Consider the following 23,968-nt stretch of genomic DNA (forward strand, 5'->3'; position numbering starts at 1 on the left):
GGCCGTCGGCATTGGCCGCCGCGATCATGGCGCGGATCAGCAGCAGCGCCTTGGCGTCGCCGAGATCGGGTTCCGGCTGGCCGCCACGCAGCACCCCGGCCAGACGGTCGCCCAGACCGCCGGCAACACCGGCCGCGCCGGCCCCTCCCAGCACACCGCCCAGCACGCTGCCGAGCGCACCGCCCCCGGAACCGGCAATCGGTCCGCCGCCGGCCACACCGCCAAGGCCGAGCCGGTCGAGAATCCCTCCCAGCGGTCCACCCGCAGCGGGAGCCGAGGTCGGAGCCGGTCCCGACGGCGGATGGCCGGGCGCAGCGGGTGCCTTGCCGTCCTGGTAAGCCCGGTAGGCGAGATAGGCGAGCGAGGCGAGGCCCGCCTTCTGCAGCAACCCCGAACCGGCGGCCGGGACATGGGGCATGCCATGGCCGTGGCCGTGATAGCCCTTCATCTTCTTTTTGCCCTTCTTGCCGAGGAGCAGGGGCATGGCGGCGGCGAAGGCCGGCCCGCGACCGGTGCGGCCGGCCAGACCGTTGGCCAGGATGACGCCGAGGACTTTGCTCAGGTTGCTCATCGTTCCCTTCCCTACCGGCTGCGGATGACACGCCCCGGCTGCGGCCTGGAACTGCGGCCTTGAGCCGCGGCCGGGAGCCGTAGACATGGGGACGGTGCCGGCCATTGAAACCGGCGTTACCCGCAAGAGCGGCGGGAAGGCCAAGGGCCGCCGTCCGGACAGCCCGTGGCATCACCATTCTTTGCCGGGCGTCACTTGACGAGCGGGCAGCCGCTGTCCTTCGGGTCGATGTAGGCCTGCGCACCGGGAACGGTCTTCAGGATCTTGAAGTAGTCCCAGGCGTATTTCGACTCCGCCGGCGTCTTCACCTGCGCCAGATACATGTCGTCGAAGACCCGGCCGTTGGCGGCGATCTTCACCTCCTTCATCATCATGTCGGTGACCGGCATGGCGCGCATCTTCGCCGCCACCTTGTCGGGATCGTCGGTGCCCAGCTCCTGCACCGCCTTCAGGTAATGGCGGACCGACGAATAGACGCCGGCCTGGTTCATCGACGGCTTGCGGCCGGTCCGCTCCTCGAACTTCTTCGACCAGCCGCGGGTTTCCTCGGTCATGTCCCAGTAGAAGGAGTTCGCCAGCATCAGGCCCTGCGAGGTATCCAGCCCGAGCGCCTGGATGTCGTTGATGTTCAGCAGCAGCCCCGCCAGCGTCTGGCCGCCCTGGGGAATGCCGAATTCGGCCGCCTGCTTGACGCCGTTGATGGTGTCGCCGCCGGCATTGGCGAAGGCGACCACCTCGGCCCCCGATGCCTGCGCCTGCAACAGGTAGGAGGAGAAGTCGGACGCCCCCAGCGGATGGCGCACGCTGCCCTTGATGGTGCCGCCCAGTTGCTTGACCGTGTTGGCCGCCTCGGCTTCCAGCGAATGGCCGAAGGCGTAGTCGGCGGTGATGAAGAACCAGCTCTTGCGGCCCTGCTCGACCAGGGCGCGGGCGGTGGCGGAGGCCACGGCGTGGTTGTCCCAGGTCCACTGGAAGCCGTAGGGGCTGCATTCCTTGCCGGTGAGGTCGGTCGAGCCGGGGCCGGACATCAGGAACAGGCGCTTCTTGTCGCGCGTGATCGCCTGCACCGCCAGCGCCGCAGCGGAGTTCGGCACGTCGGCGACGACATCGACCTTTTCGGTGTCGATCCACTGGCGGGCCAGGTTGGCGGCGATGTCCGCCTTGTTCTGGTGGTCGCCGACGATGATCTCGATCTTCGTGCCATTTATGGCATTGCCGAATTCCTCGGCGGCCATCCGGGCCGCCACCGCCGATCCCTCGCCGTTGATGTCGGCATAGATGCCGGAGCGGTCGGACAGCATGCCGATCTTGATGACGCTGTCGGACATCTGGGCCTGGGCGGCGCCGGAGGCCAGGATGGTGCCGGCGAGAAGTCCGGCAACAAGCGGTTTACGCATGGTTCGCTCCCCAATATGACGGTTTTTGGTGTTTTGGTTCTGCTGTTTTGGACCCCGGCTGGCGGGCCGGGAGGCGGAAATCAGTGGGTGGTATAGCCGCCATCGACGGGAAGGGCCGCTCCGGTGATCGACCCAGCGGCGTCGGAACACAGGAAGGCGATGGCGGACGCGACCTCCTCCGGCGCGATCAGCCGGCCGGTCGGCATCCGCTCCAGGAACACCGCCCGCAGCACCTGATCCTCCGGCAGGCCGGTGACCTGCGCCTGCTGGGCGATCTGGCGCTCGATGATCGGCGTCAGCACCGTTCCCGGGCAGATCGCGTTGCAGGTGATGCCGTGGGGCGCCACCTCGATCGACACCGACTTGGTCAGGCCGATGAGGCCGTGCTTGGCGGCGACATAGGCCGGCTTGTGCGGCGCGCCGACCATGCCCAGCACCGACGCGGTGTTGACGATGCGCCCCCAGCCCCGCTCCCGCATCGACGGCACCGCCGCCTTGATGGCATGGAAGGCGGCGCTGAGGTTGACCGCCAGCAGCAGGTCCCACTTGTCGTCGGGGAACTCGTCGAGTGCCGCGACATGCTGGACGCCGGCATTGTTCACCAGGATGTCGACCGGTCCCAGCCGGTCGGCGGCGTCGGCCATCATGGCGCGCACCTCCTCCGGCCGGCTGAGGTCGGCGGCGGAATAGACGATGCGGCTGCCGCTCTGTTCCGCGATCGCGGCGCAGTTGCGGTCGATCTCCGCGCGGTCGCCGAAGCCATTGACCATCACGTCGCAGCCCCGGTCGGCAAGCGCCCGCACCGTCGCCAGCCCGATGCCGCTGGTGGAGCCGGTGACGACAGCAATTCTGTTCTGCATGTCTCTTCGTTCCTCGGTCGGATGATTGCGCGTCAGAACGCCACCTGATCGGCACCCTTGAGGTCGAGCATGGCGCGCGCCTCTTCCGGGGTGGCAACCTCCAGCGACAGCTCCTCCAGGATGCGGCGGATCTTCGCCACCTGCTCGGCGCTGTTGCGGGCCAGCCGGCCCTTGGCGAGATAGAGGCTGTCCTCCAGCCCGACGCGGACGTTGCCGCCCATCACCGCGGCCATGGTGGTGAAGGGGATCTGGTGGCGGCCGGCGGCCAGCACCGACCATTCGTAATCCTTGCCGAACAGGCGGTCGGCGGTCTCGCGCATGAAGACGAGGTTGCGCTCCTCCGCCCCGATGCCGCCGAGGATCCCGAAGATGGTCTGGATGAACAGCGGCGTCTTCACCAGCCCGCGGTCGAGGAAATGCGCCAGATTGTAGAGGTGCCCGACATCGTAGCACTCGAACTCGAAGCGGGTGCCGCAGCCCTCGCCGAGATGTTCGAGGATATAGGCGATGTCGCGGAAGGTGTTGCGGAAGATGAAGTCGTCGGTGCTGCGCAGATAGGGCTCCTCCCAATCGTGCTTCCAGTTCTTGTAGCGGTCGGCCAGCGGGAAGATGCCGAAATTCATCGACCCCATGTTGAGCGAGCACATCTCCGGCTTGGCCAGCAGCGGGGCGGCGAGGCGTTCCTGCACCGTCATGTTGAGCGAACCGCCGGTGGTGATGTTCAGCACCGCGTCGGTCGACTGCTTCAGCCGCGGCAGGAACTCCATGAACACCGCCGGGTCGGGCGTCGGCTGGCCGGTGCGGGGGTCGCGGGCGTGCAGATGCAGGATCGCCGCCCCGGCCTCCGCCGCGCCGACGCCCTGCTCGACGATCTCGTCGGGCGTGACCGGCAGGGCGTCCGACATGGTGGGGGTGTGGATCGATCCGGTCAGCGCGCAGCTGATGATGACCTTTTTCTTCGATGCGGCCATGCAAGGCCCTCCTGTGCTGGTCCGGGCGGGAAGGCCCGGACGGTTCGAAATGTTCGGCGGGGGGCGGCTATCCGCGTTCGGGGAGGTCGAGGCGCCGGAGATGGGCGGCGAGGCGGGCGGCGACCTCCTCCCGCTGCCCTTCGCTCCAGACCCGGAAGCCGGCGCCGGACTTCATGCCGAGCCGCCCGGAGGCGACCAGCTCGCTGAGAAGGGGCTGCGGGCCCGGCGTGCGGTCGAGATCGGGCAGGACATGGCCGTGGACCGCCAGCGTCAGGTCGGTGCCGACCAGATCGGCGTTCTCCAGCGGCCCCAGCACGGCGAGCCGCCGGCCGAAGCTGGCCTTGACCACGGTGTCGACCGTCTCGGCGTCGCACACGCCGTCCTGAACCAGCGCGATGGCCTCGCGCCACAGCGCATGCTGCAGGCGGTTGCCGATGAAGCCGGGCACATCCTTGCGGACCTCCACCGGCAGCTTGCCGACGGACCTCAGCAGGCCGGTCATCGCGGCGACCGCCGCATCGGCGGTGTCGCGCGTCCGCACGACCTCGACCAGCGGGATCAGGTGGGCCGGATTCCACCAGTGGGTGCCGAGCGCACGGGTGCGGTCGCGCAGCGGCTCCATGATCCGGGTGATCGGGATGACCGACGTGTTGCTGGCAAGGAGCGCATGGGACGGCGCCGCCGCTTCCGCCGCCGCCAGGACGCGCTGCTTGAGGGCGAGATCCTCCGGCACCGCCTCGATGACGATGTCGGCGGCGGCGACGGCCTCCTCCAGCGTCTCTTGCGGCCGGATGCGGTCGACGATGGCGATGTCCTTGCCCGGATCGCCGAGGGCCTGTTCGCCGAGGGTTTGGCGGATGCGGTCGAGGATGCCGGCCCGGCGAACGGCATCGGGCTCCTGGATCTCGACGCGATGGCCGGCGGCGGCGAAAGCCTGCGCGATCCCCTGCCCCATCATCCCGGCGCCGATGATGGCGATGCGCTGCTGTGTCATGGTCTGTGCATTCCCTCGTCCCGCGTGACCGGAGCCCATTGAGCGTTGCTCTGATTGTTCGTTATGGACGCTGTTTGGAAAGCTTGGTAAGCAACGGCTGTGCCAGACAGCCAAGCGCTTGTTAAGTCACGATTTTATTGAAAGCCTGCTCAAGCATGCTGGCCCGGTGTTTGCGAGTGCGCACAGTCCGGCCCGCCGGGAAGCCCGGTTTCCCAGGAAATCAGCCCTTCCATCGTGTTCATTTTTCTGACAGATAATGTGCGTAATATTGACAGTCCGTATTGGGGAGGACTGGGAATGCCGACGGATCGACGCGAGCAGTTCGCGGCGGCGTGCGCGCTGATGGCGATGGTCGACGAGATGATCGACGGTGCGCTGCTGGTCGACCGTGACGCCCGCATCGTCTGGTCGAACGACAAGCATGTCTGGTTCACTGAAAAGCTGATGGCGCAGCTGGGGCTCCAGTCGCGGGCGGACGCCATCGGCCAGCCGGTGGAGCGCGTCATCCCGCACAGCCGGATGCGCGAGGTGGTGGAAACCGGCCGGTCGATGCCGCTCGACATCATGCGCTATGGCGAACACACGCTGCTGGTCAGCCGCCTGCCGCTGCGCGACGAGACCGGCGAGGTCATCGGCGCCCTCGCCTTCGCCCTGAAGAACAGCCTGACCTATCTGCGGCCCATCGCCGACCGCTTCAACAAGCTGCAATCCCGGCTGACCCGGGTCGAGCAGGAACTGGCCGCCAGCCGGGCATCGAAATACACGGTCGAAAACCTGATCGGCTTCAGCCCGGCGATGCTTCAGGTCAAGCGGCTGGTGCGCCGCGCCGGCCAGATCAATTCGGCGGTGCTGCTGCTGGGCGAGACCGGGACCGGCAAGGAGCTGGTGGCGCAGTCGATCCATGCCTGCTCCGACCGCGCCCACCGCCCCTTCGTCGGCGTCAACACCGCCGCCATCCCCGAGAACCTGCTGGAGGCCGAATTCTTCGGCGTGGCCCCCGGCGCCTACACCGGCGCCGGCCGCCAGCCGCGCCCCGGCAAGTTCCAACTGGCCGACGGCGGCACCCTGTTCCTCGACGAGATCGGCGACATGCCGCTGCCGTTGCAGGCCAAGCTGCTGCGCGCCCTGCAGGAACGCGAGGTCGAGCCGCTGGGATCCAACCAGGTGGTCAAGGTCGATGTCCGCATCATCGCGGCGACCAGCCGGCCGCTGGCCGAGATGGTGCGCAACGGTGCCTTCCGGCCGGACCTCTATTACCGGCTGAACGTCTTCCCGATCCAGCTGCCGGCGCTGCGCGACCGCCGGGACGATCTGGAAATCCTCGCCTCGCTGTTTTCGGAAAAGGTCGCGCTCAGCCTCGACCAGCCGATGCGCGACCTCACGCCCTCGGCGCTCGATGCGCTGCGGCGCCATGACTGGCCCGGCAACATCCGCGAACTGGCGAATGTCATCGAACAGGTCTATGTGCGCACAGAAGGCGACCGCATCCTCGCCGACGATTTCGTTGACATCCTGCCGGACGCTCCCCTCGACCGTCCCGCTGCGGTGGAGGGAAGACGCCCGCTGGCCGCGGCGATGGACGATCTGGAACGGTCGCTGATCCAGGAGGCGCTCGCCGACTGCCGGGGCAACAAGCTGGAGGCCGCCCGCAGCCTCGGCCTGTCGCGCACCAACCTCTATGCGAAACTGCGCAAGCACGGCATTCCGGTGCAGCCGGACGACTGAGGCCGGCGGTCCGGGCGACGGCAGTCTGGCACCCCGGCCACGAAGCCCTTACACTCGCCCCGCGACCGAGCGGCCGGAGGAACAGTGGCGGGGGAGCGGAGGCGGGCGACCGCAGTGGATGTGGCGCGGCTGGCGGGGGTATCGCAGTCGGCCGTGTCACGGTGCTTTACCGAGGGGGCCAGCGTTTCGGCGGAAACGCGCAGCCGCGTGCTGGAGGCGGCACGGCGGCTGTCCTACCGCCCGAACGCCATCGCGCGCAGCCTGACGACCCGGCGCACCAACCTGATCGGCGTCGTCATGGGCGATCTGGACGGGCCGTTCCAGCCCTATCTGTTCGAGACGCTCACCCGCGGCCTGGCCTCGCGCGGCAGGCAGCCGCTGCTGGTGCGCGGCGACCCGGCTGATGCGCTGGACGGCACGGCGATGGCCGCTCTCGACTATCAGGTGGATGCGGTGGTGGTGACGGCTGGCAGCGTGTCCCCGGCGGCGGTCCGCGGCCTGATGGCGCTCGGCGTTCCCTTGCTCCTCTACGGCCGGGCGGTGGAGGCGGACGGGGTGGACAGCATCTGCTGCGACAACCCGCTCGGTGCCCGTCTGGTGGCGCAGGCGCTGGTCGCGGCCGGCCATCGCCGCATCGCCTATCTCGGCGGACGCCCCACCGCCTTTTCCGAGCAGGAGCGCGGCAGCGCCTTCCGGGCGGCCTTGGCGGAACTGGGGCTGCCGCTGGCCGCCGTGGGAGAGGGCGACTACAGCTACGACAGTGGCCATCGCGAGGCGCTGCGGCTGCTGGCCGGTCCTGACCGTCCGGACGCCCTGTTCTGCGGCAACGACGCCATGGCCTTCGGCGCGCTCGACGCCGCCCGCACCGCCCTCGGCCTTCGCGTGCCGGACGAGGTGTCCATCGTCGGCTTCGACGATGTGCCGATGGCGGGCTGGCCGAGCTTCTCCCTGACCACCATCCGCAATCCGGTCGACGAGATCGTGGCGACCCTGCTCGACATGCTGGAGCGCCGGATGGCGGATCCCGACGCCCCGCCGGTCCTGCACCGCCCGCCCCCGCTGCTGGTCAGGCGCGGATCGGCCCGCCTCTGACAGTCGGCGGAGCCGCATTCACCCCAAGCGGCGGAGCCGCATTCACCAAAGCATCACAATTCCATCATCCGCACTTCACGCTTCCCGCCTAAACCCTGGGTCAGCGGCTTTGCATACGCATGCAACGACGCTGACCATTTCGGGAAATGCGGGAAGTCTGCGGCGATGTCGGAATTGCATGTCGAGAATCTGACCGTCGCCTATGGCGGCTCGCGCGTGCTGAACGGCGTCAGCCTGCATGTCCGCCCCGGCGAGTTCGTGGCGCTGCTGGGCTCGTCGGGCTGCGGCAAGACCACGCTGCTGCGGGCGGTGTCGGGCTTCGTGCCGGTGGATGGCGGGCGCATCGCCATCGCCGGGCGGGACGTGACCAAGGCCCCGCCGGAGCGCCGAGACACCGCGATGGTCTTCCAGTCCTATGCGCTGTGGCCGCACATGACCACCGCCCAGAACATCGGCTACGGGCTGAAGCTGCGGCGCTGGACCCGCCCCCGCATCGCCGAGCGGGTGGCCGAGATGCTGCGGCTGCTGAAGCTCGACGGGCTGGCCGACCGCAACGTCACCCAGCTGTCGGGCGGCCAGCGCCAGCGCGTGGCGCTCGGCCGGGCGCTGGCGATCGATCCCGACATCCTGCTGCTGGACGAACCGCTGTCCAACCTGGACGCCCGCATCCGGCTCGAACTGCGCCACGAGATCCGCGCACTGCAACAGCGGCTCGGCATCACCGCTGTCCATGTGACGCATGACCGCGAGGAGGCGATGGTGATGGCCGACCGCATCGTCATCCTGAACGCCGGCGTCATTGCCCAGATCGGCACGCCCGAGGAGATCTACCGCCGTCCGGCCAGCGCCTTCGTCGCCAGCTTCCTCGGCGCCGACAATGTGGTGCCCTTGCAGGCGACACGGACGGAGCGGACGCTGGAGATCGCCGCCGGCCCGGACCACGACGCCGTAAGCCTGCCGCTCGGCGGCGATGGCGCACAGGACGGCGCACAGGTCGAGATGCCCGGCAGCGGCCCGGTCGCCGCGCATTTCCGCACCGAATCCGTGCGGCTGGCGTCAGCCGGCCACACCCCGCCCGACGCGCTGGTCCTGCGCGGCCGCATCACGCAGGCCGCTTATCCCGGCGGCCGCTGGCGCTACGGCGTCGCGGTCGGCGGCACGGTCTTTCTGGTCGACGACGACGACCGCCGCGCGGTCGGCGACGCCGTCGCCATCGTCATCCCGCCTTCGGCCCTGCATTGCTTCCCGCTCCGCCGGGAGGCGGCGGGAACGGCCTGAGGCGATCTCAACCATCCGGTCCACCATCGGGACAGAAGGGGGATTTTTCCATGACGCTCACGACGCTGAGGACGCTGCTCGCCGGGGCCGCCGGTCTGGCACTCGCCGCCGGTCTTTCCGCCGCACCGCTGAAGGCCGAGACGGTGCTGACCGTGCTCACCGCCGGCGACCAGAACATGGTCGATTACGTCAACGAGTATCTGGCGCCGAAGTTCGAGGCGCAGAATCCGGGCGTCAAGGTGCGTGCCGCCGGCACCGGGCCGGGCGACGGCGGGTCGCAGAAGATCTACGAGAAGCTGAGCGCCGAGGCCGCCGCCGGGGCCGCGAAGTGGGACGTCGACGTCGCCGTCATCCACCAGAAGATGGCCGGCCAGATGGTGCAGGAGAAGATGCTCGCGGCCTATGTCGGCGACGTCAAGACCGGCACGCTCGCCAGCCGCGACAGCGCCCGCAACGCGCTCGGTACCGACGTCACCGGCTATGTCCTGCCGATGTTCCACAGCCAGATCGCGCTGGCCTACAACCCGGAGCTGGTGAAGGCGCCGCCCAGGACCTACGCCGAGCTGGCGGAGTGGGTGAAGGCCAACCCGAAATCCTTCGGCTACAACGGCATCAAGGGCGGCATGTCGGGCGTCGGCTTCGTCACCGGCTGGACCGCCGCCAACATCGGCGACGCCGCCCGGCTGGAGAAGGGCCCCTACGACGCGGCGATGAAGCCGGCGATCGAGAAGGCGCTGTCCGGGTTGAGGGAGTTCAACAAAAGCGTCACGCTGACCCCCGGCAATGCCGGCACGCTCGACATGCTGAACCGCGGCGAGATCGCCATGGGTCCGGTGTGGGTCGACATGTTCTACAGCTGGCAGGCCGACGGCCGCCTCAACCCGGCGATGAAGCTCCAGCTGATCGGTCCGGGCATGCCCGGCCAGCCGATGTACTACGCCGTCCCGGCCAAGGCCGCCAACCAGGACGCCGCCCGCAAGTTCATCGAGCTGGCGACCAGCCCCGAGGTGCAGGCCGACGGCATCGTCAAGCGCTTCAACTGGTATCCGGGCATCGACGCCGCCTATGTGCAGCCGAAGCTGGACGCGCAGACCTGGGCCAAGCTGTTCACCGACGTGAAGCCGGACGAGCTGGCGAGCAAGGGCAAGCCCTTCCCGCTGTCGGGCTATTTCACCGACATCATGGAAGCCTATGAGCGCACCGTTGCCAACTGAGGCCAACCGGCCAGCCCCCTTCCTCCGCAAAGGCGGGGGAAGGGACGCCACCGCCCTGCCCGTCACCGCGGCCTTGCCCGACTGGGTCTGGGGCGTGCTTCTGGTCCTGCCGGCGCTGGCGATGGTGGCGCTGTTCTTCCTCTATCCGCTCGGCCTGTCGGCGGTCAGCGCCTTCCAGGGCCGCGACGGCGGCTGGACGCTGGCGAACATCGCCAAGGCGTTCGAGCTGTACAGCCTCGACATGGCCTTCACGCTGGCCATCGTGCTGCTGTCCTCGGCGCTGGTGGCGGTGCTGTCGGTCGCCATCGGCGGCTACCTGACGCTCGGCGAGAACCGGCTGGCGGTCACCCTGCTGCGCTGGCTCTACCGCTGGCCGCTGTTCATCCCCTTCATCGTCGCCGCCCAGATGATGCGCTCCTTCCTCGCCAAGAACGGGTTGATGAACAACCTGCTGATCGGCGGCGGCATCATCGAGCCGTTGCAGGCGGCGAGCCTGCTCGACTGGCGCGGCGTGGTGGTGACCTTCGTCTGGAAGCAGACGCCCTTCGTGGCGCTGATGGTGGCGGGCGCCATGGCCTCGCTCGACCGCTCGACCATCGAGGCGGCGCGCGACCTCGGCGCCGGCCGGCTGCGCATCCTGACCGAGATCGTCGTTCCCCAGGTCCGGCCGACCCTGACCGTCGGGCTGATCCTCAGCTTCGTGACCATGCTGTCGGTGATGTCGGTGCCGATGATGATCAACCCCAACAGCCCGACGATGATCACGGTGGACATGGCCTACCGCATCAACGCCCATGGCGATTACGGCGTCGCCAACGCTCTCGGCTTCGTCTCCTACGCCATGGCCGGTCTGGTCGGCTGGGTCTATCTGCGTCACGGCGTGCGCCAGGGCGGTGCGCGATGATCACCACTCTTGCACCGGCGCGGGCCCTCGCCTGGATTCCGCGCGGACTGGTCCTTGGGCTGCTGGCCTTCGTCATCTTCGGGCCGCTGACCAATCTCGGCCTGTGGGCGGTGGCGGAGAAATGGTATTTCCCCCACACCCTGCCGCTACATTACGGCTTCTCCTTCTGGGAGCGGGTGTTCGCCCCGCGCTCCAACGCCATGGCGTCGCTGGCGACCAGCGTCACCATCGCGCTGCTGACGGTGGCGGCCTGCCTCGCCGTGTCGGTTCCCGCCGGCTATGCGCTGGCCCGGCTGCGGCTGCCCTGGCGGGGCGCGATCCTGCTGGCCTTCCTGCTGCCCCAGGCCTTTCCCAGCGTCGCCGTCTACATCAACGTGGCGCGCATCTTCTACACGCTGGGGCTGAACGGCACGGTGGCCGGCGTGGTTCTCGTCCACACCGTCCATGGGCTGGTCTTCTCCGTCTGGATCACCGCCGCCGCCTTCGCCGCCGTCGACCGCTCGCTGGAGGAGGCGGCGCGCGACATGGGTGCCGGCCCCTTGCGCACCTTCTTCGGCATCACCCTGCCGCAGGCGGCGCCGGGAGTGATGGCAAGCTCCATCTTCGTCTTCCTGGAATCGCTGGACGAGTTCACCGGCACCTATTTCGTCGGGGTGCCCGACATCTCCACCCTGCCGCTGCTCATGTTCAACGCCGGCATGGGCGGCAATTTCCAGATCGCCGCCATCACCGCCCTGATCCTGCTGGTTCCCTCGGTGGGCTTCATGCTGGTGATCGAACGTTTCCTCAAGGCCGACGTGCTGGCCAAAGTCGGACATTGACCCCTATGGACATCCAGGTTCTGGGCGTCGGCGAAGCGGCCGACCCCTCCTTCGCAAATTCCTCGCTGATCGTCGCCGCCAACGGCTTCCGCCTGATGATTGACTGCGGCCATTCGGTGCCACCGGTGCTGTGGCGCGAAATGCCGGACCCCGACGCCATCGACGCGCTCTATTTCACCCACCATCACCCCGACCATTGCTTCGGCCTGATCCCCACGCTGATCCGCTGGACCGACGACCGCCGCAGCAAGCCGCTGGACATCGTCACCACCGTCGGCGGCTGGAAGCAGCTGGCCCTGCTGTTCCAGGCCGGCGCCACCGATCCCGAGCGGTCACTCTCCTTTCCGCTGCGCTGGATCGAAACCCCGGAAGACGGCACGCTCGGCCCCTTCCGCCTGCGCACCGCGCTGACCCGCCATTCCATGCCCAACCGCGCCATCCGGCTGGAGGCGGGCGGCGTCGCCTTCGCCCATTCCGGCGACGGCCGTGCCACGGCGGACTCCGAAGCGCTGTTCCGCGGCGCCGACCTGCTGTTCCACGAGTGCCTGACGGTGGAGCCGGATCCGCTCCAGCCCTTCCACGCCGCCTTCAGCCAGCTGTCCGATTTCCCCGAGCGGCTCGGCGTCGGCGAGATGCGCCTCTACCATGTCCGCATGGGCGAACGCGACCGGCTGGCCGCCGCCTGCGCCGCCGACACACGCATGCGTCTCGCCCAGCCGGGGGAGCGGATCGTCCTCCAACCCCAGTCACCCTCAGCCTGAGCATCCGCCGTGTCGGGCGGTCCGCGGCAAGGCCGGTCAGGCCAGCTGCGGAATCGCTCCGGCCTGCCAGCGGCGGCGGATGACCGCGGTGCGCTTCTTGCCGCTGGAGGTCTTCTCGATGGTTCCCTTGGGCACGACGGCGATGTCGGTCGGCACGAAGCCGAAGCCGTCGAGGATGCAGCGCCGGATCGCCGTCAGCCGTCCGCTCACGACCGGCGGCGGCGACGTGGCGTTGCCCTCGACCAGCAGCACCTGACGCGGCCCGCCGGGCTCGTCGGCACCGAACAGCACCGCGCGTCCGGGACCGACGAACGGCAGGGATTCGACCTCCAGCTCGACATCGGCGGGGATGACGTTGCGGCCGCCCACCACCAGCATCTCGTCCTTGCGGGCGACGAAGAACAGCTCGCCATCGTGCAGGAAGCCCAGATCGCCGGAGCGCATCCATCCCCGGCCGAGCGCCCGCTGCGTCATCGCCTCGTCCCGCCAATAGCCGGGGGTGAGGCAGGGGCCGGCGACCGTGATCTCGCCCAGCCTCATCTCGCCGAGCGGACATCCCGCCTCGTCGCGCACGACGAGGTCGCAGGCGTCGTTGGGCCTGCCGACCGAGACGAGTTCCAGCGCGTCGCCGTCCCCGTCCTCGGTCCGCACCCGGCCCCCCGGAGCGATGCGCACGCGCAGCCGGCGCAGCCCCGGTTCACGGCTGTGGGTGCAGCCCAGCGTGTATTCCGCCATGCCATAGCCGGCGCGCAGCTGCGACGGCGGCATCCCCAGCGGCGCCAGCACCGCCGCCGCCTCGTCCAGCACCGCCGGGCTGATCTTCTCGGCGGCGACATAGAGGATCAGCGCCGACAGGTCGCAGCCGCGGCCATGCAGGCGGCGCACCCCGCGCAGCGTCGCCGCCAGCACCGAACTGGTGGAGAAAGTCAGATCGCTGCCCCGCGCGGCCATGGCGGCGAACCAGCGCGCCGGATTGCGCATGTACCAGGCGGGGGGTGCGGCCATGGCATCGGCGCCGGTGAACAGCGGCAGCAGGATGCCGATGAACAGCCCCATGTCGTGATAGAAGGGCAGCCAGGACGCAACCGAGCGAGGCGGCCGGCCGCTGCCGGCGGCCGCATAATTGTCGGCAAGCTGGCGGAGCTGCGCCATCACCATGGCGTGGGTAACCATCACGCCCTTGGGCTGCCCGGTGCTGCCCGAACTGAACTGGATCAGCGCCAGCCCGTCGGCCCTGCACTCGCCATCGCCGCCGGCCGGAGGCGACCGCTCGAGCGGCGCCTCCAGCGCCTCCACACTGGTCAGCAAAGGGTCGAGCTGCGGAACGGCGGCGGGACGGTCGGTCACCACCAGCCGGGCATCGCTTCGCCGCGTCACCTCCAGCAGGAAGCGCAGGAAGCCGCCCGCCCGGTCGCTGCCGCCGGCCGCATCTGAAGCCGTTCCCGAAGCCGTCCCCGACCAGGGCCGCAGCGGCACCGGCACGGCTTGCAGCCGCCACAGCGCCAGCAGCAGGCAGACAGCGGCCGATCCGGTGTCGAGCAGCATCACCACGCGGTCGCCCGGCCGGATACCGCGGGCCGCCAGCCCGGCCGCCAAGACGCCGGAGCGGGTCCGCAGCTCCGAAAGCCGCCGGTCCATCCCTTCGGCGGGAAAATGCCACAGCGGGTCGCCCGCGGCCCCGCCATGATCGAGCCAGTTCAGAAGCCCCGTCATCGCCGCCTCACACCGCCCGCACGGCGATGGCCGCATTGACGCCGCCGAAGGCGAAGGATTGCGAGACGGCGGCGTCGAAGCGATGGGCGCGCGCCTCGTTCGGCACGCAGTCGATGTCGCAGTCGGGGTCGGCCCCCTGGTAATTGACGGTCGGCGGCGCCACGCCGCGGGTGAGGCCGAGGATGGTGGCGATCAGCTCCAGCGCGCCGGCGGCGCCGAAGGTGTGGCCGATCTGCGATTTGGTGGAGGACATCATCAGCCGCGCCGCATGGGGACCGAACACCGCATGGGCCACCTGCGTTTCCACCCGGTCGTTCAGCGGCGTCCCGGTGCCGTGGGCATTGAGATAGCCGATCTCGTCGGTGCGCAGTCCGGCATCGGCCAGGGCCTGCATCACCGCCCGGACCGGGCCGCGGATCGTCGGCTGCACGGTGTCGGTGGCGTCGCTCGACATGCCGAAGCCGGCGATCTCGGCCAGCACCGGGGCGCCGCGCCGATCGGCGGACTCCATCGTCTCGATGACCAGGATGCCGGAGCCCTCGCCCAGCGCCAGCCCGGAACGGCCGGAGGAGAAGGGGCGGCAGGTGTCGGAGGCGATGGTCCGGGCCGCATCGAAGCAGCGCATCACCGCATAGATGACGTTGGCCTCGGTCCCGCCGGTCAGCGCGCGTTCGGCATAGCCGTGGCGCACCATCATCGCCGCCTGCGAGATGGCGTGCGACCCGGAGGCGCAGCCGGTGGCGACGACGAAGGACGGCCCGAGGATTTCATGCTCGATGGCGATCATGCCGCAGGCGGCCTGATGGTTGGTGCGCGGCACCGTGGTCGGATGGGCGCGCGGCCGGCGGTTGGCGAACAGGTGGATGGCCGTCTCCTGGCGCGACAGTTCGCCGCCGCCGCCGCAGCCGAGCACGATGGCCGCATCGGTCAGGTCGGCGGAGGTCAGGCCGGCGGCGGCGATGGCCTCCCGTGCCGCCAGCAGCGCATACTGCACGAAAGGTTCGCAGGTCAGCAGCTGCGCCTCGCTGAAATGATCCAGCGGCCGGTAGCCGGCGACGGTCGCGGCGGGACGGATCACCTCCATCGCCTCGAAGGTCCGGCGGGTGGGCTGGATGGCCGTGCGCGCCTCGGTCACGCCCTGCCAGAAGGCGGGAAGGCCGACGCCGAAGCCGGTGACGGAGCCCACGCCGGTCACCACCACCCGGTGCGAGCCGTCGGGGCGGCGGTACCGACCGCCTGTCATGCCGTCACCTCTCTGGTGGCGGCCAGACGCCGGACCAGCACCTCCAGCTCGCCGCAGGTCTCGAAGACGTCCAGCCCCTCGTCGACGATGCCGACGCCGAACATCTCCTCGATCTCGAACGTGATGGTGATGACCTGGATCGACGCCAGCCCCAGCCGGTCGAAACGGGTGTCGGGCGTGAACTCGGTCTCGCGCAGGCTGGGCACGACCTTGACGATACAGTCCTTGATACCGCCCCAGACCGGGCTGTCGGCGAAGGGGGTGGAGTCGGGCATCGGCGTTCCTTCGGTTGAGGTCGATTGGGTGGCGGGACGGCGGCGGCGCGGGGCCGGATCAGCCGGTGGTGACCGGCAGGTCCAGCTCGCTGGAGACCGGCGCCTGCCCGTTACCGGAGATGGTCAATGTTAGCACAGTCGAGGCCGATGGCGCTGTAATGGTTGCCTGACCCGTCTGTTTTGTCGTGTCGAGCGGAACAGCTATCGCGTTTTGGTTGCCAACTGCCAGGGTCGCCGACGTCGCGTTCAATGTCTGGTAGCTGACCGTCACGCTGGCGCCCGGAGCGGCGGGGCTCGGCGTCGCGCTGAGGAGCTGGACCTGGAGATACGGCCCCGGACCGAGATGGGCGACCAGCGGCCCGCTTCCCGCACCCGGACCATAGGCGGTCAGCGTGTAGTCCTGGCCGCTGGTGCTCAGGGTCGGCGATCCCGGAGACGGATTGGCCACGTTGTAGGTGACCTGGGTCAGGGTGGAGTCGGTGTAGCGGAACCAGCGGATCCGCACCGGATTGAAGGTGACCGTCGCCGTCCGGTCGACCGGCCCCTGATAGCCCAGTGCCTGCAACGAAAAGGTCACGCTGGACTGGTTGCCGGTCAGGTAGCTGCCGGGCACCACGGTCTGCTGCCCCTGGGCGCCGACGCGCTGCGCGCCGCTGGGGCTGGACAGATAGAGCGGGGTGACGGCGTAGCTGCTGCTCCAGCTCAACACCGCGCTGGCGTCGGTGTCGATCGGGCCGGTCGGATCGCAGGACAGCGTGGCGCTGACCGGCCCGAGATAGGCGGTGGCGACGGCCTGCTTGAACTGACGGTCGTCGGTGTAGAGCTGGAGCGTGTAGATCGTCTGCGCCTGCGACACCGGCATTTGCAGGCTGTCGGTGAAGCTGCTGCCCTGCACCGGGCGCTTGATGCCGCCGGGCTGGATCAGCACGTAGCTGCCGCCCGAAACCGTCCAGTTCAGCGTCGTCGACTGTCCCTGCGCGACGGTGATCGGGTTGGCGTAGAATTGCTGGATCGCCAGCGGCTGGTTGGTCTTGACGATGGTGACGGCCGTGGTCCCGCCGCTTGTGAAGCTCTCCTGGATCGGGAAGGCGGCGGTTCCGACCGTATCGTTGACCACCAGGCTGTTGAGGTAGAGCGACAGGCTGGCACCCGCCGCCAGGGCAGGGCCGGTCAGCTTGATGTAGGGCGGGTTGGTGCTGAAGAAGGGCAGTGCCAGCCACGTCGGCGTGCTGGTGGTCACCGAAACCCCGCCCAGGCTGGTGGCGATGGCGTCGGCGCCGGTGCCGACCGGTATCTTGACGTAGATGGTCTGGGTGCCCGTCAGCGCGGACGACGCGTTGGGGTTGGTGATCGTCAGCGTCGGCGCGGTCGTCGCGCCGATGATCAGGCTGTTGGGGTCGAACCGGTACTGGTAATAGGCCGGCGTGGTCGCCGTCGGGGCCGCTGCTGCCATGGTCTTGTACCTCTCATGGAACTGCATGTGGGCGAGCGTCCGGTCGGCGACGGGCCGGGCCGCCGCGAGCGGGCCGCCGGATTGGCCGCTGGATGGGGTGGGCACCAGCCCCAGCCAGCCTTCGCGCGCCGCCGGTATGGCCGTCGGCAGGAGCGCCTGGGGCTGGCTGCTCTTCAGGTTCGCGACCGTCTCCCAGACGGTGACGCCGGTCCTGGCGATCCACGACCAGGTGCCGGAGACGTTGCCGGGCAGCGGCATCTGCACCTCGCGCGGGTCGATCAGCAGCGGGCCGACGCGGAAGGTGGCCAGCAGGGTGTTCATCGCCGAAACGACCCCCGGCGGCAGCGAGACCGTCTCCACCGGCAGGATGCCCGAGACGGCGGGGATGGAGCCGCGCGGGTCCATCAGCACCGTCAGCCGGTGGACCGGCCCGTCGGGCAGCAGGGTGAAGGACGGGTCGGGGTTCAGATAGCCCGAGGCGGTGGCCGGGCTGTCCCCCGCCAGCAGGGCCGGCAGCCGCGCCATCGCCCGGCCGAGGTTGCCGCGCGGGTTGCCGGTCCGCGACGACAGGGCGCGGCGCACGGTGCCGAAGGCGGTGTCGAAGCCGCGCAACGGGTTCAGCAGCGAGTAATCGTCGTCGAGGAAGAAGCCGAGCGCGCCGTTGCCGTCATAGGCGATGTCGCCGACATAGACCGGGAAGGGCATGGCGGTGACGCCGCCGTCGTCGTTCTGGCCGGTGGCCGCCCAGGACTGGTCGTAGGCCGGGTCGCCGTCGAGATGAAGCGCGATATCCGCCCGCACCACCGCCACCGGCTGCCCGATCAGCACCGCGAGATTGTCGCCGTCCGGCTGCGGCGTCGCCGTGGTGCGCCACAGCGTGACGTCGATGACGTCCAGCAGATCCTGCAAGGCCTGATCGCCGGAGACCGGCCCCTGGGCCAGCAGCCCTTGCACGAAGCCCAGAAGATGGGCGTTGCCGATGGCCGGCGGCGACCCCAGCGGCAGGTTCAGCCCCGGCGCCGGATCCCAGCGGATGCCGCGGCCGGTGTCGGTCTCCACCGGCAGGATCTCGCCCAGCGGCGTCCCGTCGGCGGCGAACACCTGCACGCTGTTGTCCAGATGGTTGGGCAGCAGCCAGCCGGCGACCGGGCTGGTCAGGTTGGACGAGTTGGTGGGGATCTCGTCGTCCTCGGCGTCCAGCAGGCTCAGCGCCACGCGGGCCGGCTGCTGGATGCGCGGCGCCACCTGGACGAAGCGCTTGTTGTCCTGGCCGCCGGCGTCGGGGGTGGTGACGCTCTTGGAGCGGATCGGCAGCACGTCCTGGCCGGGGTTGGTGGTGCGCAGGATTTGTCCGAAGGCGTCCACCACCCAAAGCTGGTTGATGACGTAATGGCCGGACCGCACCGGGTAGAAGCCCGGCGCGCTGCCGTCGGTCCCGCTGCCCGGCAGCGGCACGACGGACGGCGCCAGCTCCAGCCAGCTCTCGATGGCCGGATCGTCGCTGGTCAGCTCCGTCATCTGGCCCTGCTGCATCAGCATGAAGCCGCCGAAGCCGCTCAGCGCCTCGGTGACGATGTCATACTCGGCAATGTCGGCGGCGGCCTGGGTCAGGGCGTCCTGCTGGTATTGCGGCAACTCGTCGAAGTTGGGGTTGAGCGTGACCAGATCGTTCAGCTTCTCCGCCAGCCCGGCGGCGATCTGGGTTCCCACCAGCGACCGGCCGCTGATGACCTCGCTCTTGGCGCCGATGGCTGTGCCGGTCCAGCTGTAGTCGAAGCCCTCCAGCGTCCAGCCGTCGAGCATGCCGGATGCGGTGTCCGCGGTCGGATACCAGGTGACCTGCCAGTCGATGTAGAGCGGCGTCCAGGGCGGCGACCAGGGCAGCACCGACCGCTTCAGCGGCACGACGCCGGTGAAGCCGACGGCGGCCCCCACCGTCTCCTCGTTGTAGGGGGTGGCCGGGGTGGCGTTCCACGGTGCGGTCTGCTGGGCGGCGATGGTCGCGGCCAGCGTGTCCAGCTGCGCGGATGTCGGCGTGACCCCGGCCTTCTGATAGGCGATGGCGGCCAGGAAGCGGGCGTTCGACGTGTCGAACAGCATCACCTCGACCAGATAGTCGGTCATCTCCTTCGGCACGCCGGAATTGGCCGGCGGCAGGGTGGGGACGCGGCTGGTCAGGTCAGTGGCGTCGATGGTCTGGGTGGTGCCGCCGACCGGCTCGATCACCGTCAGCGCCGACACCGTCTGGCCGGTGAAACGGCTGAACAGGCTGTCCTCGGGGCCGCCGTCGGTTCCGGGCGGCAGCAGGCGGGTGTCCTGCTGGGCGCCGGCCACCATGACCGTCGTCGCCGCCGGGGCGTGGAACCGCGTGTCGCCGTTGCTGGACAGCACGAACGCGGTGCCGAGCAGGCCCAGCAGGGCCGTCTTGTCGGTCTCGACGGCGGCGGCCTGGGCGGTGCGCTGGGCGTCGAGCGTCGTCAGGGTGGCCATGACGGCGTCGATGGCGTCCTGGACCGCCTGGCTATCCGGCGAGAAGGGTCCGAGCTGCTGGAGCTTGTAGACCAGCGCGAAGAGCTGCCAGACATTCGAGGCGATCAGCTGGCTGGTGCCGTCGAGCGCCGCCTGATCGTCGTTCAGCGCGGTCAGCGCCTGGGTCTGGGCCGGAGACAGGTCCACCGTCTGCAAGGTCCGGCCGCGGTCGGAGGGATCGTAGTCGGGCCGCGCCACCAGCCAGACGGTGCCGCCGTCGGCCTTGGCGAAGCGCGCCTCCAGCGTCCGGGTGGCGAACACCGACGGCTGCTGGAGATAGTCGAACACCAGATCCTGCTGCACGGCGAGGATCAAATCCTCCAGATCGGGCTGCTTCAGGATATTCGCCATCCAGGCGGCGATCGCCTCGACGCCGGTACCGCCGACGGCGACCGACACCGGATTCTGGCCGTTCAGCACCGGGTCGCGCGGGTAGCTCTGCTGCGGTCCGTTCCACGCCATGCCGAACACCATGCCGTGGCACAGCGTCTGGCTGGCGAGCTGCATCTGGATCGCCGGGATGGTCGCACCCCCGCTGATCGGATTGGCTGCCTGCCAGTCCTGCCAAGCCGCCTCCGCCGCCGCCAGCCCGGACTCGCCATGGACGTTGAGCAGCAGGGTGTTCAGGATCGACTGCCACTCGTCCTGGGTGGTGAAGCCCTGCGGGTCGGCGTCGGTGACGCCCAGCAGCGGATCGAAGCCCGAGGGGTTGTACCAGCCGAGCATGGCGTAGGTGACATTACCCGCGGACACGTCCGACAGGCTGTCGTAGAAGCTCAGCACATTCAGCGTGTTGTCGTAGGTGACCACCCAGCTGACGGAGCCCGGCCCGACCGACCGCAGCAGCGGCTGCGCCGGACCGGCGGGATTGGTCCAGGTGTCGAACGCGAAGGCGCGGCCGACCCACTGGGTGTTGCCGGTCTGGACGGGGTCGGGGTAGGTGTTGCTGCCCTCCCCCATGTCGCCCAGGAAATCGCCCTGCAACACCCACACGGTGAACACCGGAGCGGCGCCGGGCGTGGCGACCACCGAGCGGGCCACCAGCCAGCGGTTCGGGATCGGCGGGAACAGGACCGAGCCGTCGGGCTGCTGGTGCCCCTGGCGGTAACCCATCGGCAGGGTCACCTGCAAATGGGCGCCGGTGCCGGGCGGGGCGTTGGCGGGACGGAGCTGGAAGGGCTGCGGCTCGGGATCGACGTTCGCCGGAACCTTGCGGTAGTCGATGGCGAGGTCGGCCCAGTTGCCCTGCTGGTTGGGAACGCCGACCAGCAGGCATTCGATACTGATCGGCACGAACAGGCAGGGACCGGGCCACAGCGGGTCGACGATGGTGTCGGACGCGGCGGAGGCGGTGTTGGGTTGGGTATCCGTCATGGTCTGCGCTCCGATCAACCCGCGATCCGGCCCACAACGGGGGCGGTGGATTCAGCCGGGGCGCTGGCGCCCCATTGGCCCGTCTGGGCGGCGACGCCCCATTGGAAGGACTGCATGCCGGCCGCCCGCACCATCTGCACGGCGAACTCGGCGGCGGTGAAGGTGCCGGCACTGTCCAGCGCGCCCAGCGTCTTCATGGCCGTCTGAAGCGACGCGGCCGAGGCGGCGACGTCGAGCACGCCGGCCGCAGCACCGCTCCGCATGGCGACCGCCGCCTGCTGGCCCTGGATCTGCTGGCCGGCGGGATAGCCGCCATAGCCGAGGCCGCGCAGGAAACTCATGTAGCCGCTGGCGAAGCTGGTGGTCGGGCGGACGCCGAAATGCAGGCTTTCCGGCGGCTGGAGGAAGTTCACCACCCGGGGCAGCCCGTCGAACAGGGCGATCAGCACATCGTCCGACAGGCGGTCGAGCCGCAGGAGCGGCAGCTTCTGGGTGGCGGCATCGTCGGCATAGGCGCTGACCTCCACCCCCGGCCAGCCGGAAACCGCGGCCGAGCGGATCAGCAGCCCGGTGATCGGGCCGGTCGCCGTTCCGCCCGCGGCAGTGGATTGGGCCGCCGCGGCCTTCAGCGCGGCACCGGCCCGGCTGTGGCCGCTGGTCGCCTTGGCGCGCAAGGACGGGCGCACGGTCGAGCTGTGCGACAGCGCCTGATCGACCAGCTGTTCGATGGTCGCCATCATCTGCACGGAATCGGCGCTGGTCGACAGCCCGATGCTCACCGCGCCTTCCAGCAGCCGGTGGATCCAGTTGAGGTCGACGTAGAAGAAGCGGATCGATTCCTTAGGCAGCATCCGCCCGTCGGGCGTGATGTACTCGAACGGCACGCCGTAGAGCAGCGCCGCGCGGGCCAGCCAGTCGATGACGGCGGGCGGCGGGTCCGGCAGCTCGACGGTGGGCTGCGTGGCCGCCGCACCGGAGGCGGCGGGAGCGACGGCGGCCGGCAGGGCAACGCGGGCATGCGCCGGGCCGGAGCGCAGCGCGGCCAGCGCCGGGGCGGTCGCCGTGTCGATGAGCGCCTGCAAGGTGGCGGCGCGGTTGCTGATGGCACGGTCCATGACGATCACTCCGCGGAAGGGCCGAATACGTGGTCGAGCAGCGCCTCCAGCGGATCGGCAGGGGCCGTCGCGGAGACCGTCGCCGCACCCGCCGCGACGGCGGTCCTCAGGCCGTTATTCCTCAGGCCGGGAGCCGCCGCGACCGGCGGCCGGTCCTCGCGGCGGATCCGGCGGGGAATGCCGGACAGGGTTCCGCCATCGGCGGCAGGGACCGTGGCCTCCCGCCCCGCCAGCCCGGCGAACGCCTCGGCCAGCGCCACGGCGGCGGTCTGGTGCGAGAGGGCCAGCGTGCGCCCACCGCTCCCCGGCCCGGCGGCCGGCAGCGCGCGCATCGTCTCCGCCGTGACCGGCAGCGCATCGGCGATCTGCCCGAGCACCACATTGGCGGCGACCGCCTGGTGGAACTCCTTGCGCCACAGGAACATCAGCCGGGCGAAGGTGGAATCCGACAAAGCGAGCAGCCGGCCGATCTGCCAGGCGGCGGCCTGCGACACGTCGAACAGCGCCGTGGTCGGGTCGTAGCGGATCGCCTGATCGCTGAAGACGAACGGTCCCAGCCCATCGGACTTGGTGGGCACGGCACTGGCCGGGCCGCGATACCAGGCCGTCGCCTGTTCACCCACCCGCATGCGGTAGGTCAGCGGCACATAGCCCATCCCGAGCCCCTTGGCGGCGATGGCGGACGGGTCGCTGGTGTCCCCGGAGCCGTTGCCGGAAGCCGGGATCGGCAGATGGGGCATCTGCACCAGATCGACGCCGCCATTGTCGGGCAGGGCCTGCATGATCTCGATGAAGTCGCCCTTCGACACATCGGCCTGCACCTTCCACCACGCCAGCGACGCGAAGCGGATGGTGGTGTAGGAGGCGGGAATGGTGCTGCCCGCCAGATGGTCCTGGTGCCCCTCCAGCGAGACCAGGAACAGGTAGTTCACCGCCCCCGGCTGAAGCGTCCGGTTGCCGACGACGATGGAGAAGGTGCCGTCCTCGTCGAGCCCCAGGATCTCCTTGTGGTCGGTGTTGACCTCGCGCACATGGGCCAGCCAGGACAGGTCGGCCAGCGTCGGCGCCACCGACTGGAACAGCGTCACCGGCAAGTCCAGCAGCAGCAGCCCCGTTTGCATGTCGGCCTGCGAGACGCCCGACAGCTGCGGTCCCAACACCGCCGTGTCGGTCGGCTGGACCAGATCGGACACCGTCCCGCTGTGCACGGGCGAGGGTGCGGCGACCGCGCCGGCCTCGCCACCCAGCTCGGCGGCGGTCACCGTGAGCAGGCCGATCCACGGCGCCGGAACGCTGTCCGCGGGCGGGACGCTGCCGTCCAGCGTGCGCTCCCATGGCAGCGTGCGCCGGCGCAGCACCACATTGGGCAGCGTGTTCTCCCAGGAGCCCGTCTGGTTGGCCGGCGGCATCACCGATTGCAGGTCGCCGGGCGCCAGGGCGAAGCGCGGCCCCTGGATCTGCAACGTCTGCACCGCCGTGTAGGTGGGGGGCGTGTCCTGATCCTTGATGCCATCCACGGTCTGGGTGGCGCTCAGCCGATAGGTCCCGGCGGGCAGCGGCGGCAGGGCCGCCTGGCTGAACCGGATCTGGCCGGGTTGCAGCGCGTCGCCGTCATCGGCCAGCGCGATCGCGTTCGACATGTGGGATCCCCTTCCTCACGAACCTGTCCTGCCAATCG

At 69.7% G+C, this 23,968-nt stretch carries 18 protein-coding genes (1 of these 18 cut by a window edge); 7 read left to right on the forward strand and 11 right to left on the reverse strand.

Translation table 11 applies throughout. From position 1 onward, the window contains the following. From ACWPN8_RS16860 to ACWPN8_RS16880, 5 genes are all read right to left on the reverse strand, one after another. Window positions 1–571, reverse strand: partial view of a tellurite resistance TerB family protein gene (locus ACWPN8_RS16860; RefSeq protein ID WP_109451043.1) — the 5' portion only. Its footprint begins 281 nt before the window's first position; the window shows 571 of its 852 coding nt (coding positions 1–571); it begins with the start codon at window positions 569–571; the stop codon falls past the left edge of the window. A gap of 191 nt (window positions 572–762) precedes the next feature. Continuing rightward, window positions 763–1,968: an ABC transporter substrate-binding protein gene (locus tag ACWPN8_RS16865; RefSeq protein WP_492241524.1), complete on the reverse strand. Its 1,206-nt coding sequence runs from the start codon at window positions 1,966–1,968 to the stop codon at window positions 763–765. Between the two features lie 80 nt (window positions 1,969–2,048). Continuing rightward, entirely contained in the window at window positions 2,049–2,828 is a 780-nt protein-coding gene (locus tag ACWPN8_RS16870) for a 3-hydroxybutyrate dehydrogenase (protein WP_492241525.1), read from the reverse strand. Between the two features lie 32 nt (window positions 2,829–2,860). Beyond that, window positions 2,861–3,799, reverse strand: a complete 939-nt coding sequence (gene kce, locus ACWPN8_RS16875; protein WP_109451048.1) for a 3,5-dioxohexanoate:acetyl-CoA acetone transferase — start codon at window positions 3,797–3,799, stop codon at window positions 2,861–2,863. A 67-nt stretch (window positions 3,800–3,866) separates the two neighbouring features. Further along, window positions 3,867–4,793 (reverse strand): 3-hydroxyacyl-CoA dehydrogenase family protein, encoded by a 927-nt coding sequence (locus tag ACWPN8_RS16880; RefSeq protein WP_492241527.1) that lies wholly within the window; start codon window positions 4,791–4,793, stop codon window positions 3,867–3,869. A 297-nt stretch (window positions 4,794–5,090) separates the two neighbouring features. Here ACWPN8_RS16880 and ACWPN8_RS16885 point away from each other — a divergent pair, with 297 nt between their 5' ends. The 7 genes from ACWPN8_RS16885 (at window position 5,091) to ACWPN8_RS16915 (ending at window position 12,588) form a co-directional block, all read left to right on the forward strand. After that, window positions 5,091–6,518, forward strand: a complete 1,428-nt coding sequence (locus ACWPN8_RS16885) for a sigma-54 interaction domain-containing protein (RefSeq protein ID WP_492241529.1) — start codon at window positions 5,091–5,093, stop codon at window positions 6,516–6,518. Window positions 6,519–6,638: 120 nt separating this feature from the next. Further along, a complete protein-coding gene (locus ACWPN8_RS16890) occupies window positions 6,639–7,610 on the forward strand; it encodes a LacI family DNA-binding transcriptional regulator (protein WP_492242096.1) in 972 nt (323 codons plus the stop codon). A 165-nt stretch (window positions 7,611–7,775) separates the two neighbouring features. After that, entirely contained in the window at window positions 7,776–8,888 is a 1,113-nt protein-coding gene (locus ACWPN8_RS16895) for an ABC transporter ATP-binding protein (protein ID WP_492241530.1), read from the forward strand. A 50-nt stretch (window positions 8,889–8,938) separates the two neighbouring features. Then, window positions 8,939–10,102: an extracellular solute-binding protein gene (locus ACWPN8_RS16900; protein WP_492241531.1), complete on the forward strand. Its 1,164-nt coding sequence runs from the start codon at window positions 8,939–8,941 to the stop codon at window positions 10,100–10,102. Further along, window positions 10,080–11,006, forward strand: coding sequence for an ABC transporter permease (locus tag ACWPN8_RS16905; protein WP_492241533.1), 927 nt, complete (start codon window positions 10,080–10,082; stop codon window positions 11,004–11,006). The genes ACWPN8_RS16900 and ACWPN8_RS16905 overlap by 23 nt, the downstream gene beginning before the upstream one ends. Beyond that, the gene (locus tag ACWPN8_RS16910; RefSeq protein WP_492241534.1) at window positions 11,003–11,827 is read left to right on the forward strand and encodes an ABC transporter permease; all 825 of its coding nucleotides are present in this window, start codon (window positions 11,003–11,005) and stop codon (window positions 11,825–11,827) included. Before ACWPN8_RS16905 ends, ACWPN8_RS16910 begins: the two co-directional genes overlap by 4 nt. Before the next feature lie 5 nt (window positions 11,828–11,832). Then, a complete protein-coding gene (locus ACWPN8_RS16915; RefSeq protein ID WP_492241535.1) occupies window positions 11,833–12,588 on the forward strand; it encodes an MBL fold metallo-hydrolase in 756 nt (251 codons plus the stop codon). A 36-nt stretch (window positions 12,589–12,624) separates the two neighbouring features. Here ACWPN8_RS16915 and ACWPN8_RS16920 read toward each other — a convergent pair whose 3' ends face one another. Genes ACWPN8_RS16920 through ACWPN8_RS16945 form a run of 6 tightly spaced genes read right to left on the reverse strand, consistent with a single transcriptional unit; the run spans window position 12,625 to window position 23,930 of the window. Next, window positions 12,625–14,301 (reverse strand): AMP-binding protein, encoded by a 1,677-nt coding sequence (locus ACWPN8_RS16920; RefSeq protein WP_492241537.1) that lies wholly within the window; start codon window positions 14,299–14,301, stop codon window positions 12,625–12,627. Window positions 14,302–14,308: 7 nt separating this feature from the next. After that, a complete protein-coding gene (locus ACWPN8_RS16925; protein WP_492241538.1) occupies window positions 14,309–15,544 on the reverse strand; it encodes a beta-ketoacyl-[acyl-carrier-protein] synthase family protein in 1,236 nt (411 codons plus the stop codon). Further along, the gene (locus ACWPN8_RS16930; RefSeq protein WP_098736733.1) at window positions 15,541–15,819 is read right to left on the reverse strand and encodes an acyl carrier protein; all 279 of its coding nucleotides are present in this window, start codon (window positions 15,817–15,819) and stop codon (window positions 15,541–15,543) included. Before ACWPN8_RS16930 ends, ACWPN8_RS16925 begins: the two co-directional genes overlap by 4 nt. Window positions 15,820–15,877: 58 nt before the next feature. After that, window positions 15,878–21,175 (reverse strand): hypothetical protein, encoded by a 5,298-nt coding sequence (locus ACWPN8_RS16935; protein WP_492241539.1) that lies wholly within the window; start codon window positions 21,173–21,175, stop codon window positions 15,878–15,880. Window positions 21,176–21,189: 14 nt separating this feature from the next. Next, window positions 21,190–22,290, reverse strand: coding sequence for a hypothetical protein (locus ACWPN8_RS16940; protein ID WP_492241541.1), 1,101 nt, complete (start codon window positions 22,288–22,290; stop codon window positions 21,190–21,192). A 5-nt stretch (window positions 22,291–22,295) separates the two neighbouring features. Beyond that, a complete protein-coding gene (locus tag ACWPN8_RS16945) occupies window positions 22,296–23,930 on the reverse strand; it encodes a hypothetical protein (RefSeq protein ID WP_492241542.1) in 1,635 nt (544 codons plus the stop codon). Window positions 23,931–23,968 lie beyond the last annotated feature (38 nt).

The organism is Azospirillum sp. UENF 112521 (genome assembly GCF_058780665.1).